Here is a 17,021-nt window from a genome sequence, read left to right on the forward strand (position 1 = left end):
AATGCCAACTTTTTCAACACATCGGCAAGTTGCCCATAGTGCTCGTGAAATGTTTGACCTTGTGTCAGATATTGAACGTTATCCTGAGTTTTTACCCATGTGTGAGGCTTTAATAATACGTTCTCGCAAGGAATGTGAGGAAAAGACATTGCTTCTTGCAGATATGACCGTTGGCTATAAGGTTATTCGAGAAACATTTACGACCCAAGTTTTTCTTCAGCCAAAGAAAGGTTTGATAGAGGTTAACTATATTGATGGGCCATTTAAATATCTTGAAAATCGTTGGGGCTTTCATAATATTGAAAATACCAATACCTGTAATGTAGAGTTTTTTATTGATTATGAATTTAAAAGTAAAATACTCGGACGTTTGATGGGCTCCATGTTTGATATTGCATTTCGTAAATTTACCGATGCTTTTGAGAAGCGTGCCCATCAGATTTATGGTTCTACGGTCATATGATCTATTCCGTTATTTTTGAGCAATACCCATTGCTGCTTATGAAGGCGTAAAGATGAGAATCGATGTCCATTTTTATAATTTTTTTCTTTTTTAGGGGCACATCTTTTAAACCGAGCATCACAATATTATTAGACAACATATTGATTCATAATGATAATTTAGTGTTATTTATATTGAATTAAAATTTTTATGTAGGTTTTTCTCGTTCCAAATTCGTTTGATCCATTATAAAACAGAGCTGGAGATGATTTGGTGATATTCAGATCTTTCATTCTTAAGTTGGGAGACAATAAATTATTTTTCAAGATATTTGATGATTATGAACTCCAATGTAAAATAGAGAGTTTTGAAATTGGTATGGGAATTCAGTGAAGTCGTTTCAGAATCATTTGAAAAGCATTTTCAACAGTTGCATGGCGGATAGCTTCGCGATCAAGATGACCAAAGTGCATTTCTTTGTGCAGAGGGGAGTGATTTTTGTAAGCAACGGCACAATGCACAAGTCCTACAGGTTTGTTCAGACTTGCACCTCCTGGACCTGCAATTCCTGTTACAGAAACTGCAATATCAGCTTGTGAATGTTTTAATCCGCCCTCAGCCATTGCAAGAGCAACTTCCTTTGAAACGGCACCATAGGTTTTTATAAGTTTAGCACACACGCTAACAAGGCGTGTTTTGGATTCATTTGAATAGACAACAAATCCACAATCGAGAACATCTGATGATCCTGCAATATTTGTAAGGCTTGCAGCGATGAGTCCTCCTGTACAAGACTCTACAGTTGTTAAAAGTAAACCCTTTTGGCGACAGGTATTAAGAACTTCACGCGCTTGTTTTTCACAAAAATATGTCATTTGGGAATTTCTCCTGGATAAAGAATACTCGCTGTTGCCAAAGCCGCAATGCCTTCACCACGACCAATAAATCCAAGCTTTTCGTTCGTTGTTGCTTTGATGGAAATTCGATCGGATGAAATTGTGAGAATGCGCATAAGATTTTCCGTCATTGTTTGACGATAAGGACCGATTTTAGGTTCTTCAGCGATCAAGGTGATATCCACATTAGCAATACGACCACCTGCTTGTGTAACAAGATCAAGAGCATGACGAAGAAAGATTTCTGATGATACATTTTTCCATTGAGGATCAGAGGGAGGAAAATGTGTACCAATATCTCCTGCACCTTGAGTTGCAAGAAGAGCATCTGTTAATGCATGAAAAGCAACATCTGCATCGGAATGCCCATTTAATTTTTTATGAAAAGGAATTTTTATACCACATAATATAAGACAATCTCCTTTTTCGAAAGAATGAACATCATACCCATTGCCAGTACGGATATCAGGAAACATTTGCATTTTTTTCTGGAGATATAAATGGGCGGTATCAAAATCTTCATTCCATGTGATTTTTATATTATGAGGATCCCCTAGAACAGTAAGCATAGGAATCCCGAACCATTCGGCAATTGCACAGTCATCAGTGAAGTCTTCTTTACAAACTTTTTTTGCTTGTTTATGGGCCGCTAAGATATGTTCAAAGGGAAAACACTGTGGTGTTTGTGCACGATAAAGATGGGAACGGGGAATTGTTTCTAAAACATGCTGATGATTGACGCGTTTAAGGGTATCAGAAATGGGGAGAACAGGAAGAACGCCTTCTTGAGGTGTGAGTGTGTTATGAATGTTATCAAGAAGCTTCTTTTCGATAAAGGGTCGTGCACCATCATGAATATGCACGTATTGGGGATTGAATTTTTTAAGTGCCTGAAGTCCATGTAAGGTAGAGATTTGACGTGTATTGCCTCCTTCAACGATAATAAGGCGTTCTTTAAATTCGGCGAGTACTTGTTCACAGATTTGATGATCTTCTGGATGAATAACGAGAATAATTGTTGTGATCGCTGGATGTTGCAAAAAACAATGTACGGTATGATAAATAATCGGCTTTTGTCCTAGAAGCCGATATTGTTTTGGAATTTCATGGGGAGATCCTGCTCTTTCACCACGTCCAGCGGCTAATATGATTGCTGCAATAGAAATACTGAATCTCCTTATATTATAACTTTAGTTTATGATTCATTCATTTTTAAATGATTTTGAAAGGATGGCCGTTTTAGATCAGCAAGGGATATCACGGATAACACCTCAAAAAAAGCATTTAATGCTTTTTGAAGTGCGATATTTAAACCACAAAAATCGATCAATGGACAATTGGGTTCTGCATTATCGAAACATTCTGCGAGGGAAAAGTTATCTTCTGTTACTTTCAAAACATCAGCAACAGAAATCTCTTCTGCGGGTTTAGCCAATTTAACACCACCATTACGTCCACGCACTGTTTGTATAAAACCTGCTTGAACAAGCGGTTGAAGGATTTTAAATAAAAAAAGTTCTGAAACAGCATATGTTTTAGCAATTTCTGGAACACGACTGAGTGATCCCTGATTATCTGCACAATACATGAGCATTCGAAGAGCATAATTTGTTTGTTTTGTTAATCGCATCTCATTTCCTTTGTAATGTATCATTGAGCGCAGTTTATTTTAAAGATATTTTGCAAAATGCAGAAGTTCTTCCTTATTGATTATATTTATTTGCTCTATTTTAAATGGAGTATTATTATTGTCAATTTTTGTCACAAAAGGTTATATGAGAATAATAAGGTAAGGGTCTGTAAGCTTATGATGAATGCAACATCTGTGACAAATTCTCAAGATATTGATAAGAATACTTATAACGATGAGTTGTATCGTTTAAGTAAGGTATATATCTTTTTAGGGATTGCAATTATTGTATTGGCTTTATTTACAGCCTCTATTTCGTTTATTATTCTTATTGGATTGACCCCTGTTGTTCCGAGTAGAACAGTCACCCTTATTCTTATAGGGATTAATAGTTTTTGGGTTTTAGGGCTTGTTGTCATCGTTTTTTATGAGATGATTCCCATCATTCGAGCTTGGCGTTCAAGGCGTGCAGGCTCGCGTCTTCATGTGCGCCTTATTTCATTGTTTGCACTTGTTGCGACCATGCCAGCTGTTGCTGTCGCTCTTGTATCGGGTCCAGCCCTAAATTTAGGTCTTGATCGATGGTTTGATACCACAACGCGGCAAATTGTAGGTTCTTCTATTGATTTAGCAAATGCTTATGCAGATGAAATGCTTCAAAATTTAAAAAATTTATCCTACGCGATGGCATTTGCACTTGATAACAAAAAACTTTTAGAGCGTAATCCCGCTGAATATCGGATGCAATTAACGCGTCATGCCCTAGGACGCAATTTGCGTGGTGCATTTTTGTTAAGTTCTAGCGGAACGATTTTTGTATCAAGTGCTCTTGGGGATGAGGATAAACTCCCAATTCCTCCTTCGCACCTTATCGAGCGTGCAACCAGTGCGAGACCTTTTTCTTTTCAACCAGGCGTTCACGATTATTTTGGTATTATTTTAAAATTTAATAATATTCCAAACACATTTTTATATTTGGTGCGTGACGTTGATAAAGGCGTTTTATCGGCTTTGCGTTTGACAGAAGTTAACACAGATCGTTACCGTGATTTAAATGAAAACCGCCTGCTGACACAAATTGCATTTGGTATGCTTTATTTATGTCTTTTTTTTAGTTTATTCTTATCAGCTATTTGGGCGGCTATTGCTGTTGCTGACCGCTTAGTTCGTCCTATTCGTCTTCTCATTAGTGCTGCTGATGATGTTGCGTCTGGGAATATGGAGATTTTTGTGCCAGTGCGAGCAAAAGATGGGGATATTGGGCAATTATCCAAAACTTTTAATTACATGGTCAGTGAATTGAAAAGTCGGCGCAATGAGTTGATTGCAGTACGTGATCAAATTGATGAGAGACGGCGTTTCTCTGAAGCCGTGTTATCGGGTGTAACAGCGGGAGTTGCAGGTATCGATGATAATGGTGATATTACAATTATCAATCGATCTATTGAAACGATGTTTGATATTCGCTTTGAACAGGTTGTTGGACAAAGTCTTTTATCTTTAAGCGCTGAAATTTGGCAGGTTTTTCAGTTTGCGCGTTCATTAGGCCGTAAAAATCATCGTGAACAGGTCACTTTAAACGTTGCAGGAAAAGAGCGCGTCTGTAATGTTCAAGTTACAATGGAAGAGAATGATGGACAGGGGCAATCTTGGGTTCTAACAATTGATGATATTACAGACCTCGTTGCAGCGCAACGTACAGCGGCGTGGGCGGATATTGCACGACGTATTGCACACGAAATTAAAAATCCCCTCACGCCTATTCAGTTATCGGCTGAACGTATTCGTAAACGTTATAACAAAGTTATTATACAAGATAGAGAAGTTTTTGAGCGGTGTATTGACACAATCATTCGCCAAGTTGGAGATATTGGGCGTATGGTTGATGAGTTTTCTTCTTTTGCACGTATGCCAAAACCACAAATGCATGTTTTAGATATACGTGAATTATTGCGTGAAGCATGTTTCTTGATAGAAGTGACGCGACATGATATTCAATTTGAGCAAGACTTAGGAAGTCTGCCCCTTATGGGTGCATTTGATAATCGTCTTATTGTCCAGGCTTTTTGCAACGTGATCAAAAATGCGAGCGAATCCATTGATTCGGTCATGCGAGAGGAAAATATTCACGGTCATATTCTTGTCCGTTCTTACCGGCAAGAAGAATGGGTGGTTGTGGATGTTGTTGATAACGGGAAAGGACTTCCTAAAGAGCAAAGACAAAAGTTATTAGAACCCTATATAACAACACGGGAGAAAGGAACAGGACTAGGCCTAGCCATTGTGCGCAAAGTTATTGAAGATCACGGAGGCTCCATGGAGCTCCATGATGCACCAGAGAGTTTTTATGAAGGTCGTGGTGCGATGATCCGTTTGATATTTCCCTCAGATGGGGGGAAGCAGGGTAGTATTATACAAGCCATAAATCATAAGATAGGGGAATAGTATGGTATCAGATATCTTGATTGTTGATGATGAAGCAGATATTCGTGAGCTTGTTGCCGGTATTTTAGATGATGAAGGTTATGAAACGCGTATTGCTTGTAACTCTGATGAAGCATTAGCGCAAATTAGTGAGCGTATTCCAAAACTCATTTTTTTAGATATTTGGTTACAAGGGAGTCGCCTCGATGGTTTAGCACTGCTTGATGAAATTAAAACACAATATCCAGCTCTTCCGGTGGTTATGATCTCTGGTCATGGTAATATTGAGACGGCTGTTTCAGCTATAAAGCGCGGAGCCTATGATTTCATTGAAAAACCTTTTAAAGCTGATAGACTTGTATTGGTTGCAGAAAGAACACTTGAAAACTCAAATTTAAAACGTGAGCTTTCAGAATTGCGAAAACGTTCAAATGAGACATTGGAGTTGCTGGGAAAATCAACCGTTATAAGAAATTTGCGTCACATCATAGAAAAAGTAGCGCCAACCAATAGTCGCATTATGATAACAGGTCCTTCAGGGGCGGGGAAAGAGACAGTTGCTCGAACGATTCATGCGCTCTCAACACGTTCGAATGGGCCATTTGTTACAATAAATGCAGCAACGATTACGCCGGACAGAATGGAAATAGAGTTGTTTGGCAGCGAAATGGAGGGAAGAGAGCGCAAGATCGGTGCTTTAGAAGAAGCCCATGGTGGAATACTCTATCTTGATGAAATTGCTGATATGCCGCGTGAAACTCAAGGTAAGATTCTTCGGGTATTAACAGGGCAGACATTTGAGAGAGTTGGTGGTACAAAACGTGTTAAGGTGGATGTTCGTATCATTTCTTCAACAGCGCAAAATCTTGAAAATCTCATTTCTGACGGGCGCTTTAGAGAAGATCTTTTCCACCGACTTTCTGTTGTTCCTATCACTGTTCCGCCTCTTTCAGCCCGTCGTGAAGATATTCCAGAACTTGTGCATCATTTTGTGAAAACAATATCACAGCAGGTTGGAATTAAGCCACGTGAAATCAGTGATGATGCGATCGCTATTTTGCAAACACATGCTTGGCCGGGTAATGTACGGCAATTACGCAATAATATTGAGCGTCTTCTTATTCTTGTGCGGGATGGTGATGGTCCTATAACAGCGGATTTTCTTCCAAGTGAAGTGAGTGATCCTTTGCCACGTCTTCAAATGGATTCAGATGAAAGTATCATGGATTTACCGTTGCGTGAAGCACGAGAATTGTTTGAAAAGAGATATTTAGTGGCGCAGATTGGGCGTTTGGGTGGAAATATATCGCGCACCGCTGAATTTATAGGCATGGAGCGTTCAGCTTTACACCGTAAGCTGAAAGCACTTGGAGTTTCTTAAAACAATGCGTGTTATTATTTGCGGTGCAGGACAGGTTGGTTATGGAATAGCAGAGCGTCTTGCTGCTGAAAATCACGATGTTACTGTTATTGATATTGAAACGAGGTTAATTGAAAAAATTCGCGATACATTGGATGTGAGAGGTTTTGTTGGTCACGGTTCTCGTCCTGAAGTTCTTTTGGCTGCAGATGCAGACAAAGCTGATATGTTGATTGCTGTCACTTTGTTTGATGAAGTGAATATGGTCGCTTGTCAGGTTGCTCATTCATTATTTGATGTTCCCACAAAAATTGCTCGTATTCGCTCACAATCTTATTTAGAACCTCGCTATAAGACGCTTTTTTCCAGAGAGAACATTCCCATTGATGTGGTTATTTCGCCAGAAGTTGAAGTCGGGGAAATGGTTTTACGTCGTATTGCTCTGCCTGGTGCAATAGATGTTCTTTATTTTTGTAATGATGATATTGTTGCGCTCGCTTTGGAGTGTATGGAAGATTGTCCCGTTATTAATACACCTTTGCGTCAATTAACAGAGCTTTTTCCAGATCTTCACACGACGGTTACCGCTATTAAACGTGGCTCGGAATTATTGATTGCACATTCAGAAACGCAATTACGCGTTGGTGATATAACCTATCTTGTTGTTGCCCGTGAGCAGATGCGTCGTGCTGTTGGGCTTTTTGGTCATAAAGAACAAGATGCCCACCGCATGATTATTGCAGGAGGCGGGCACATTGGCCTTTATGTTGCTCAGGCGATTGAAAAGCGTCTCCATAAATTAAAATTAAAGATTATAGAATCGCAGAGAGAAAGAGCCCTCACAATTGCTGATCAGCTTGAAAAAACAACCGTTTTATATGGTAACGTATTAGATCCAGTGATTCTTCAAGATGCGGGAATTGATCAGGCCGATTTAATGATTACCTTGACCAATCAGGATCAGGTTAATCTCTTAAGTGCTATCATTGCGAAAAGATTGGGCTGTAAAGCTAATATGGTGTTGATTAATAATGTTGCTTACCAAGAGTTTAGCCGCGCCGTTGGTGTGGATGCCTATCTTAATCCCCATAGCGTTACAATATCGAAAATTTTGCAACAAATGCGCCGTGGGCGTATTCGTTCTGTTCATTCAGTTTTTAATGGTCGAGCAGAAATCATTGAAGCTGAAGTGATGCAAACATCTTCATTGGTTGGTAAATCATTATCAGAGCTTAATTTATCAGATGGTTTGAGAATTGGAGCAATTTATCGTAATAAGACAATTATACAGCTCTCAGCAGAGACGCGTATTTTGTCTGGTGATAGAATAGTGATTTTTGCTCTTGCTGATAGAGTTCGTGATGTTGAACAACTTTTTCGTGTAAGTTTGGAATATTTTTGATATATTATTGATGGATATTTGTACTTTTTGGTATAGTGGACAGTTAAGATTGGTGGATAGGCTTTGTTTGTCCTCAATGGTCAAAACTGGACAGCGCGTTAGGCTTTTTAGTTATGATAAAGAAATAGATAATCTCCCTGCTGGTGTTGAGTTGCATAAAGCCGAATCAATTTTACCACGTTCAGCAATTTATCGCCTTGATCCCCATTTTTCTGATGATAAACCAGGATGTACAATTGTTCAGTTCTCGGATTTTTTTCGTGTTATGCTGATGAAATATCAACAAGGTGTGTGGTTAGATACAGATGTTTATCTCGTTAAACAGTTTCATCCAGATGCGAATAAGGTTTGGTTGGCAAAAGAAAATAAGAGAAGGGTAGGCGTTTCTGCCCTTTATTTTCCTCCAGATAACCCTATTATAAAAGTGTTTGAAGATTATTGGGCAGGCACAGAAATGATTCCTCATTGGCTTGGGTTTAAGCGTCGTGTTTGGAGACCATTCTGGTTAAAGAGAAAAAAGATACCAATTTTACCGGGAAATCTTGGTGTTACGATATTTGGCAATGACGGTATTTCACGGTTAGCAAAGCAATATGGTTTTTTTCACGAGGCAAAAGAAAAGGAAACTTTTTATTATTGGACTGGGCGAAAAACTGAGTACATCTTTGAACCAGCTTTTGGCATAAAACCGCTTACAGATTCACGCTTGATAGGATTTCATATTCACAGAAAAACCAAGACCACACAAAGACCTCAGGAAGGAAGTTTTTACCATTGGGCAGTTTCTCGCATTCCTGAAGTTCATAATTTGTTTAGGTAGAATTATTATCGCTATTTTAACCATTGGGATTTTAGTCTATCCTAAAGGGCTCTTGATTGTTTCTTGCACAAGAGAGTAATATGAGAGCCTATGGATAAAAATATTGAATGTGTAAAAAGCGATTGGTATATGACAAGGAAAATAAAAATATGAGTGATCCAATGAAAACAGCATTAAGCCTTGTACCTATGGTTATTGAGCAAACCAATCGTGGTGAACGGGCCTATGATATTTTTTCCCGTCTTTTAAAGGAGCGGATTATTTTTATTAATGGTCCTGTTGAAGATGGTATGGCAATGCTTGTTTGTGCACAATTACTTTTCTTGGAAGCGGAAAATCCTAAAAAAGAAATTAGTCTTTATATTAATTCGCCAGGAGGTGTCGTGACATCTGGTATGGCTATTTATGATACGATGCAGTTCATTCGCCCTCCTGTTTCTACGCTTTGTATGGGGCAGGCGGCATCTATGGGATCATTATTGCTCACAGCTGGAGCAAAAGGTCATCGTTTTACATTGCCCAATGCGCGTATTATGGTGCATCAGCCATCTGGTGGTTTTCAAGGTCAAGCTTCAGATATTGAGCGACATGCACAAGATATTATAAAGATGAAACGGCGCTTAAATGAAATTTATGTTCAACATACAGGTCAAGATTACGAGGTTATTGAGAGAACGCTTGATCGCGATCATTTTATGACAGCAGAAGAAGCAAAAGCGTTTGGTTTAGTTGATGACGTTATACAGTATCGTGCAGAAACTGAAAAAGAAGAAAAAGATTAAGAGTTTTTATAGAAAAAACAGCTACTTTAATTAAAGAGTTTTATAAAATATCGCAAAAATTAAGAGAAACACCTAAAAATATTGAGACATCCATGGTTTTCTATATGTCTTTTAGTTTTCATGATGAAAAGCTTCCTTTGAAAAGGCGAAGTATTCATATATCGTGGTGAAAGGAAAGAAAAATGAGCAAAATTAGCAATAGCGGGAACGAATCAAAAAATACTCTCTATTGCTCGTTCTGCGGCAAGAGTCAGCATGAGGTGCGTAAGCTCATTGCGGGGCCTACTGTATTTATCTGTGATGAATGTGTAGAGCTTTGCATGGATATTATTCGGGAAGAAAATAAGTCTTCTGGCGTTAAGGTGCGTGATGGAGTCCCTACTCCACAAGAAATTATATCTGTTCTTGATGATTATGTTATTGGTCAGCAGCATGCAAAGCGTGTTCTTTCTGTCGCAGTTCATAATCATTATAAACGGTTGGCGCATCAGTCTAAAAGCAGTGATATTGAGTTGGCTAAATCAAATATTCTTCTTGTTGGTCCAACGGGCTGTGGTAAAACTTATCTTGCGCAAACATTAGCACGTATTATTGATGTCCCTTTTACGATGGCGGATGCGACCACTTTGACTGAAGCGGGTTATGTGGGTGAAGATGTTGAAAATATTATTTTAAAGCTTCTTCAAGCGGCGGATTATAATGTTGAGCGTGCACAGCGTGGTATCGTTTATATTGATGAGGTCGATAAGATTTCTCGTAAGGCTGACAATCCTTCTATTACAAGAGATGTTTCTGGAGAAGGGGTTCAGCAGGCATTGCTAAAAATTATGGAAGGAACGATTGCTTCTGTTCCTCCACAAGGTGGACGTAAACATCCGCAACAAGAGTTTCTTCAGGTTGATACTACAAATATTTTATTCATTTGTGGAGGAGCTTTTGCGGGTTTAGAGCGGATTATTTCAGGGCGTGGTGAAAAAACTTCTATTGGTTTTTCTGCGACTGTTAAGGCCCCTGATGAACGTTGTGTTGGTGAGATTTTTCGTGATTTAGAGCCTGAAGATCTTATAAAGTTTGGTTTAATACCAGAATTTATTGGGCGTCTTCCTATAGTCGCTACCTTAGAAGATTTAGACATTAACGCTCTCGTACAAATTTTATCACAGCCTAAAAATGCATTGGTAAAGCAATATCAGCGTCTTTTTGAAATGGAAAATGTTGAGTTAGCATTTCACGAAGATGCTTTACGCGCTATTGCGAAGAAAGCTATTGAACGTAAAACTGGTGCACGTGGTTTACGTTCAATTATGGAGAAGATCCTTCTTGAGACAATGTTTGAATTACCGGCTCTTGAAGGGGTTCAAGAAGTGGTTATTTCGAGCGATGTTGTCGATGGGAAAGCGCGTCCTCTTTATATTTACTCAGAACGTACAGAAGATAAAGAAAATGTATCAGCATGATATTGTATGATATACAATATAAAAAGTGGGTAAAACGGTATTTAATAGGCATTTCTAATAATATCATTATAATGCTTGATTTATGTATTAGCAATTACCACTTCATGTATTGTGGAGAGCTGAGATTTTCTAAGGGTGGGCTTGGTGTTGTAGATAGCTCATAGGCTCCAGAAAGGAGAGTTATGCAATATATTGATGAAAAGACAGATGAGTTAAGAGATGGGGTTTATGCTGTTTTACCTCTTCGTGATATTGTTGTCTTCCCCCATATGATTGTTCCACTCTTTGTGGGCCGCGAAAAATCAATTCGTGCCCTTGAAGAAACAATGGCGGTTGATAAGCAAATACTCTTGGTGACACAAAAAAATGCGTCTGACGATGATCCAAAGTCCGAGGATATTTATCATATTGGTACATTTGCAAATATTCTCCAACTTTTAAAGCTTCCTGATGGCACTGTAAAGGTTTTGGTTGAAGGGACTGCACGTGCAAAAATTAGTCAATTTTCTTTAAATGATGGTTATCATCAGGCTTTTGCAACGGTTACAGAAGAACCTAGAGAGAGCGATGTTGAGATTGAAGCTCTTTCAAGGTCGGTGATTGCTTATTTTGAAAACTATGTAAAGCTTAATAAAAAAATCTCTCCTGAAGTTGTCAATGCGATTGGCCAGATTGATAATCCTTCTAAGCTTGCTGATACGATTGCCTCTCATTTGATGATTAAACTTGCAGAAAAGCAGGAAATATTAGAGCTCTTACCTGTACGAGCTCGTCTTGAACGTGTTCTGTCTTTCATGGAAGGAGAAATTTCTGTTTTGCAGGTTGAAAAACGTATTCGTTCGCACGTTAAACGGCAAATGGAAAAAAACCAACGGGAATATTATCTCAATGAGCAAATGAAGGCTATTCAAAAAGAGTTAGGGGCAGGAGATGATAGTCGCGATGAACTCTCTGAACTAGAAGACCGTATTAAGAGTACAAAACTTTCCAAGGAAGCACAGGAAAAAGCTGGAGCAGAATTGAGAAAATTACGGAATATGTCTCCTATGTCTGCGGAAGCGACAGTTGTCCGTAACTATCTTGATTGGTTATTAGCAATGCCTTGGGGTAAAAAATCTAAGATTAAAAACAATTTAGATTTTGCTGAAAAGGTCATGAATAATGAACATTTTGGTCTTGAAAAAGTTAAGGAGAGAATTATTGAGTATTTGGCTGTACAAAGTCGTGCGTCAAAGATAAAAGGTCCCATTATTTGTTTGTTAGGCCCTCCTGGTGTTGGAAAAACATCATTAGCACGCTCTATTGCAAAAGCAACAGGGCGTGAATATGTTCGTATCTCATTGGGAGGTGTACGGGATGAAGCGGAAATTCGTGGACATCGCCGCACCTATATTGGTTCGATGCCTGGAAAAATTATTCAGTCTATGAAAAAAGCAAAAAAATCTAATCCGCTTTTCTTGCTTGATGAAATTGATAAAATGGGACAAGATTTTCGTGGAGATCCTTCCTCTGCTTTATTAGAGGTTCTTGATCCTGAACAAAATGGTACATTCATTGACCATTATTTGGAAGTTGAATATGATCTTTCTGATGTCATGTTTATCACAACTGCCAATACGCTTAATATTCCAGGTCCGTTAATGGATCGAATGGAAATTATTCGTATTGCTGGTTATACTGAATGTGAAAAGATGGAAATTGTTAAGCAGCATCTTTTACCAAAGGCACTCAAAGACCACTGTTTATCTAAAAAAGAACTCAGCATTTCTGATGGAGCACTAAGATCGATTATTCAGTTTTACACACGTGAAGCAGGTGTTCGTAATCTTGAACGTGAACTCATGAAAATTGCCCGTAAATCTGTTACAAAAATTCTCAAAACGCATCAAAAATCTGTAAAAGTTACGGAAAGTAATCTCGATGATTTCTTGGGTGTTAAACGCTATCACTATAATCAGATTGAAGGAGAAAATCACATTGGTGTTGTGACAGGCCTTGCGTGGACAGAAGTGGGTGGAGAGTTATTGACCATTGAAGGTGTGATGATGCCCGGCAAAGGCAAGATGACTGTAACTGGAAATTTGCGTGATATTATGAAAGAGTCTATTTCCGCGGCAGCATCTTATGTGCGTTCTCGTGCTGTTGATTTTGGGATTGAACCTCCACTTTTTGAAAAACGCGATATCCATGTTCATGTTCCAGAGGGAGCGACACCAAAAGATGGTCCATCTGCTGGGATTGCAATGGTGACAGCAATTGTTTCCGTCCTTACAGGGATTGCTGTACATAAAGATATTGCAATGACTGGTGAAATTACTTTACGTGGACGTGTTTTACCAATTGGTGGATTAAAAGAGAAACTCTTAGCTGCACTTCGAGGAGGGATAAAAAAAGTACTTATTCCTGAAGAAAATGCAAAAGATCTGGTTGATATTCCTGACGATGTCAAAAATAACATGGAAATTATTCCGGTAAATCATGTGAGTGAAGTTTTGAAACACGCTTTGGTTCGTTTTCCTGACACTATTGAATGGAAAGAACCTTCTACAGTGGCTGTTCCTATCTGTTCAGAGAACAGCGATAGTGAAGGAATACAGATTGCGCACTGATTCACTCATTTCACTTATAACAGCATTTTTTTAGGTGTAGAAGGTGATGTGACGGTTATTATTTTGTTTTTTATTGAAAAAAAGTGAAAAATTCCGTGAATAACTGTGATTATTGCTAAAAAAACAATGTATTGGATAAAAATAAGACTTCTGTTTGCTGTACTTTTCAATAAACTGACCAATAACATGATTAACTCATGTTGTCAGCTAATATAGGGAAAGGAAATATCTCATGAATAAAAGTGAATTGGTTAGTTCCGTTGCTGAAAAGGCAGGTGTTTCGAAAGTGCAAGCTGGTGCTGTTGTTGATGCTTTTATGGCTTCTGTAACAGAAGCTTTAGCTTCAGGGGGGGATGTGCGTCTTCCAGGTTTTGGCACTTTTGAAGTTTCTCATCGTGCTGCAACAAAGGGACGTAATCCTTCAACTGGCGCTGAAATTGATATTCCAGCACGTTCTGTACCCAAATTTTCTGCAGGAAAAAGCCTTAAAGAAGCAGTTAATAAAAAATAATTTAAACAACATTAAAAAAAACCCGATTTATTTATAAGCGGGTTTTTTTTACAGATATTTTTTAGACAGGGATATTACACACGTTTTTCATATAAGAATTTTGAGTCTTCGTACCATTTTTCTCATTTCATAAATTGCATAAAATGCCATAGGCGTGAAATATATATTTTTAGCCGTTTCAATAAATATTCCACTTTAATAATAAGTCATTATATAGCTTATAAAATATGGCGTTAGCTTTTGTTATGTGGAAGGGCTAAAGTTTTTATTCAAAAACAGTACTTATCAATATAAAACAAAAAAATGCTGTAAAATGTACAAAACCTACTAAACCACTTTTTTTGTTTAATAGAAGTGTATATTAACGCCATCATATTATTTTCTTAGTTTTATAATGGTTCGATCAGCTCGCGGCATTTGAGGCAGGCGCATAAAGGACAGTTTTATTCCTTTTTTAATAATTCTCTTAACTTACAACACTAACTTTGCTTGTGTGAGCCAGTGCTTAACTGACTAAGCAAATCACCTTTATTGATTGACTATAAGAGAGTCTGAAATAAAGAATTTTACGATATTTAAGTTTCTCATTCACTATAGAAAGACATAAATTGTTATGATGAATGAATGCATTGTAACGTTATAAAGCGGCTTCGTCATTTCAATATTGTGATTTTTCGTGGCATTTGAGATAGAAGAGATATATTCAGTTCTGTTTTAAATATTTTAGGTTCATATCTTTATTTCACTTCTGATATGCAAGAGAATATTTTTTCTTCATAATACAAAAATTAAAAATAAGAGACTATCATAAATATTAAGTAATTAAAAAAATCTTACGATTAAATAATATATAGAGTATAAAATATTAATAGTAATAAAAATTAAAGTATTCTTTAATTGTTTCTTATAATATGTTTACTTGTTATTTCATTTTTATCGTTGATAATATATTAAACTGTGTATAAGAATAAAGTTTTTTCTATAGACACAAAATATTTTACTCCTACATTTTTAAATAAATGATGAAGTGTAAAGCAGCCTCTATTGATTGAGAGAGTATTTTTAACAAGGCTTTAGAATGATTTTTCACGACAGTTATAGAGATTTTTCATTAGATGGGATGAATGACGAATCGTGTGTTTTTTATAAACAGGAGCTTTTTGATTCTTCATCCATTAACCACTGAATACAATCATTGAGAGCCCTTGCTGTTATAACTTGTTTTTTTGCTAATTTTTTTTCTTTACTTGGCAAGCGTTTTCCTGAGTGTTTAAGAGAAACAATAGGGGGAAAGAGTCCAAAATTGATATTCATTGGTTGAAAAGACAGTCTTTCTGCTTCCTCATCTATAATATGGCCCCCCGTAATATGATTCAAAAGAGCTCCGAATGCCGTGGTTAGTGGGGGAAGGCAAGGGCAATTATGATGATATTCGGCAGCAGCAAAACGCCCAGCAAGAAGCCCTATAGCGGCTGATTCTACATAACCTTCACATCCGGTAATTTGCCCTGCAAAGCGTAGTTGTTTTTTTTGTTTTAAACGAAGGGTTTGATCAAGAATGATTGGAGAGTTGAGATAGGTATTGCGGTGAAGACCACCAAGACGTGCAAATTCTGCTTTTTCAAGACCAGGAATCATTCTAAAAATGCGAATTTGTTCACCATATTTCAATTTTGTTTGAAACCCAACCATATTGTAAAGCGTTCCGAGTTTATTATCTTGGCGTAATTGAACGACAGCGTAGGGTTTAATGGTGGGACTATGGGCATTGGTTAAGCCCATAGGCTTCATAGGACCGTGTCTTAAAGTTTCAAGTCCGCGCTCAGCCATAATTTCGATGGGGAGGCAACCATCAAAATAGGGTGTTTTTTCAAAGTCACGAAACTCTATTTTCTCTGCATTTTTTAGTGCTTCAACGAATGTTTCATATTGTTCCTTATTAAGGGGACAATTAAGATAATCTTTTCCTGTTCCCTCAGGACCAATTTTATCGTAGCGAGACTGATACCAACAAATATTCATATCAATACTATCGGTATGGATAATAGGTGCAATAGCATCATAAAAAGAAAGGGCTTTTATACCGGTTATTGCTTGTAACTCTTGAGCAAGTGCAGGCGAGGTCAGGGGGCCCGTTGCAATGACAACATGTTTCCAATCTTTAGGAATCTCTTGAACTTCTTCACGTTTGATCGTTATAAGCGAATGGTTTTCAAGGGCTGATGTCACGGTTTTTGAAAATCCATCGCGGTCAACAGCAAGAGCACTCCCAGCGGGGACTTTGTTGGCATCAGCTGCTTTCATAATTAACGATTTTGCTAATCGCATTTCAGCATGTAAAAGTCCTACGGCATTTGTTGATGAATCATCAGAACGAAAGGAATTTGAACAAACCAGTTCTGCCAATTTATCGGTTTTATGGGCATCTGATTTTTTTTCGGGACGCATTTCATGCAAAATAACAGGAATTCCTGATTGAGCGATTTGCCAGCTTGCTTCACACCCCGCAAGACCGCCACCGATAATATGAATTGGAGTATCAAATGTCTTTAACATAGTCGACTTATTAGCGTAAGTCGCCGTGTATGAAAAGCATAGATTTTGTTTTTGTTCTTTGTAAGAAAGAGGTATATTGAGTTTTTTTTAATATATTTGTTTGCTTTTTTTCTATAATTAATGGTATAGAAA

General features: G+C 37.8%; 13 protein-coding genes. 9 read left to right on the top strand and 4 right to left on the bottom strand.

All coding sequences use genetic code 11. The annotated features are described in order from the left end of the window. Nucleotide 1 precedes the first annotated feature (1 nt). Nucleotides 2-463 (top strand): type II toxin-antitoxin system RatA family toxin, encoded by a 462-nt coding sequence (locus FJG96_RS05360; protein WP_139413080.1) that lies wholly within the window; start codon nucleotides 2-4, stop codon nucleotides 461-463. Between the two features lie 365 nt (nucleotides 464-828). Here FJG96_RS05360 and FJG96_RS05365 read toward each other — a convergent pair whose 3' ends face one another. The 3 genes from FJG96_RS05365 to rirA are packed head-to-tail and all read right to left on the bottom strand — an operon-like array spanning nucleotide 829 to nucleotide 2,968. Then, on the bottom strand, nucleotides 829-1,317 hold the full coding sequence (locus tag FJG96_RS05365; protein WP_005773685.1) for a CinA family protein: 489 nt from the start codon (nucleotides 1,315-1,317) through the stop codon (nucleotides 829-831). Next, nucleotides 1,314-2,504, bottom strand: coding sequence for a bifunctional 2-C-methyl-D-erythritol 4-phosphate cytidylyltransferase/2-C-methyl-D-erythritol 2,4-cyclodiphosphate synthase (locus FJG96_RS05370; RefSeq protein WP_180338258.1), 1,191 nt, complete (start codon nucleotides 2,502-2,504; stop codon nucleotides 1,314-1,316). Before FJG96_RS05370 ends, FJG96_RS05365 begins: the two co-directional genes overlap by 4 nt. A gap of 29 nt (nucleotides 2,505-2,533) precedes the next feature. After that, nucleotides 2,534-2,968, bottom strand: coding sequence for an iron-responsive transcriptional regulator RirA (gene rirA / locus FJG96_RS05375; protein WP_139413082.1), 435 nt, complete (start codon nucleotides 2,966-2,968; stop codon nucleotides 2,534-2,536). Between the two features lie 180 nt (nucleotides 2,969-3,148). On the opposite strand from rirA, the gene FJG96_RS05380 reads away from it, so the two are divergent. From FJG96_RS05380 to FJG96_RS05415, 8 genes are all read left to right on the top strand, one after another. Continuing rightward, nucleotides 3,149-5,413, top strand: a complete 2,265-nt coding sequence (locus FJG96_RS05380) for a sensor histidine kinase NtrY-like (RefSeq protein WP_139413624.1) — start codon at nucleotides 3,149-3,151, stop codon at nucleotides 5,411-5,413. 1 nt (nucleotide 5,414) lies between these two features. Then, nucleotides 5,415-6,773: a nitrogen assimilation response regulator NtrX gene (gene ntrX, locus FJG96_RS05385; protein WP_139413083.1), complete on the top strand. Its 1,359-nt coding sequence runs from the start codon at nucleotides 5,415-5,417 to the stop codon at nucleotides 6,771-6,773. A 4-nt stretch (nucleotides 6,774-6,777) separates the two neighbouring features. Next, entirely contained in the window at nucleotides 6,778-8,154 is a 1,377-nt protein-coding gene (gene trkA / locus FJG96_RS05390) for a Trk system potassium transporter TrkA (protein WP_120102357.1), read from the top strand. A 10-nt stretch (nucleotides 8,155-8,164) separates the two neighbouring features. After that, on the top strand, nucleotides 8,165-8,974 hold the full coding sequence (locus tag FJG96_RS05395) for a glycosyltransferase family 32 protein (protein WP_139413084.1): 810 nt from the start codon (nucleotides 8,165-8,167) through the stop codon (nucleotides 8,972-8,974). 149 nt (nucleotides 8,975-9,123) lie between these two features. Further along, on the top strand, nucleotides 9,124-9,756 hold the full coding sequence (clpP, locus tag FJG96_RS05400) for an ATP-dependent Clp endopeptidase proteolytic subunit ClpP (RefSeq protein ID WP_005773677.1): 633 nt from the start codon (nucleotides 9,124-9,126) through the stop codon (nucleotides 9,754-9,756). Between the two features lie 182 nt (nucleotides 9,757-9,938). Then, on the top strand, nucleotides 9,939-11,213 hold the full coding sequence (gene clpX / locus FJG96_RS05405; protein WP_005773676.1) for an ATP-dependent Clp protease ATP-binding subunit ClpX: 1,275 nt from the start codon (nucleotides 9,939-9,941) through the stop codon (nucleotides 11,211-11,213). A 182-nt stretch (nucleotides 11,214-11,395) separates the two neighbouring features. Continuing rightward, nucleotides 11,396-13,822: an endopeptidase La gene (lon, locus tag FJG96_RS05410; RefSeq protein ID WP_139413085.1), complete on the top strand. Its 2,427-nt coding sequence runs from the start codon at nucleotides 11,396-11,398 to the stop codon at nucleotides 13,820-13,822. A 232-nt stretch (nucleotides 13,823-14,054) separates the two neighbouring features. Beyond that, complete coding sequence (locus tag FJG96_RS05415) at nucleotides 14,055-14,333, top strand: HU family DNA-binding protein (RefSeq protein WP_005773674.1); 279 nt, start codon at nucleotides 14,055-14,057, stop codon at nucleotides 14,331-14,333. 1,143 nt (nucleotides 14,334-15,476) lie between these two features. On the opposite strand, the gene trmFO is transcribed toward FJG96_RS05415, so the two are convergent. Continuing rightward, on the bottom strand, nucleotides 15,477-16,889 hold the full coding sequence (gene trmFO, locus FJG96_RS05420; RefSeq protein ID WP_139413086.1) for a methylenetetrahydrofolate--tRNA-(uracil(54)-C(5))-methyltransferase (FADH(2)-oxidizing) TrmFO: 1,413 nt from the start codon (nucleotides 16,887-16,889) through the stop codon (nucleotides 15,477-15,479). Nucleotides 16,890-17,021: the final 132 nt, after the last annotated feature.

This window comes from Bartonella mastomydis (genome assembly GCF_900185775.1).
Classification (GTDB): domain Bacteria; phylum Pseudomonadota; class Alphaproteobacteria; order Rhizobiales; family Rhizobiaceae; genus Bartonella; species Bartonella elizabethae.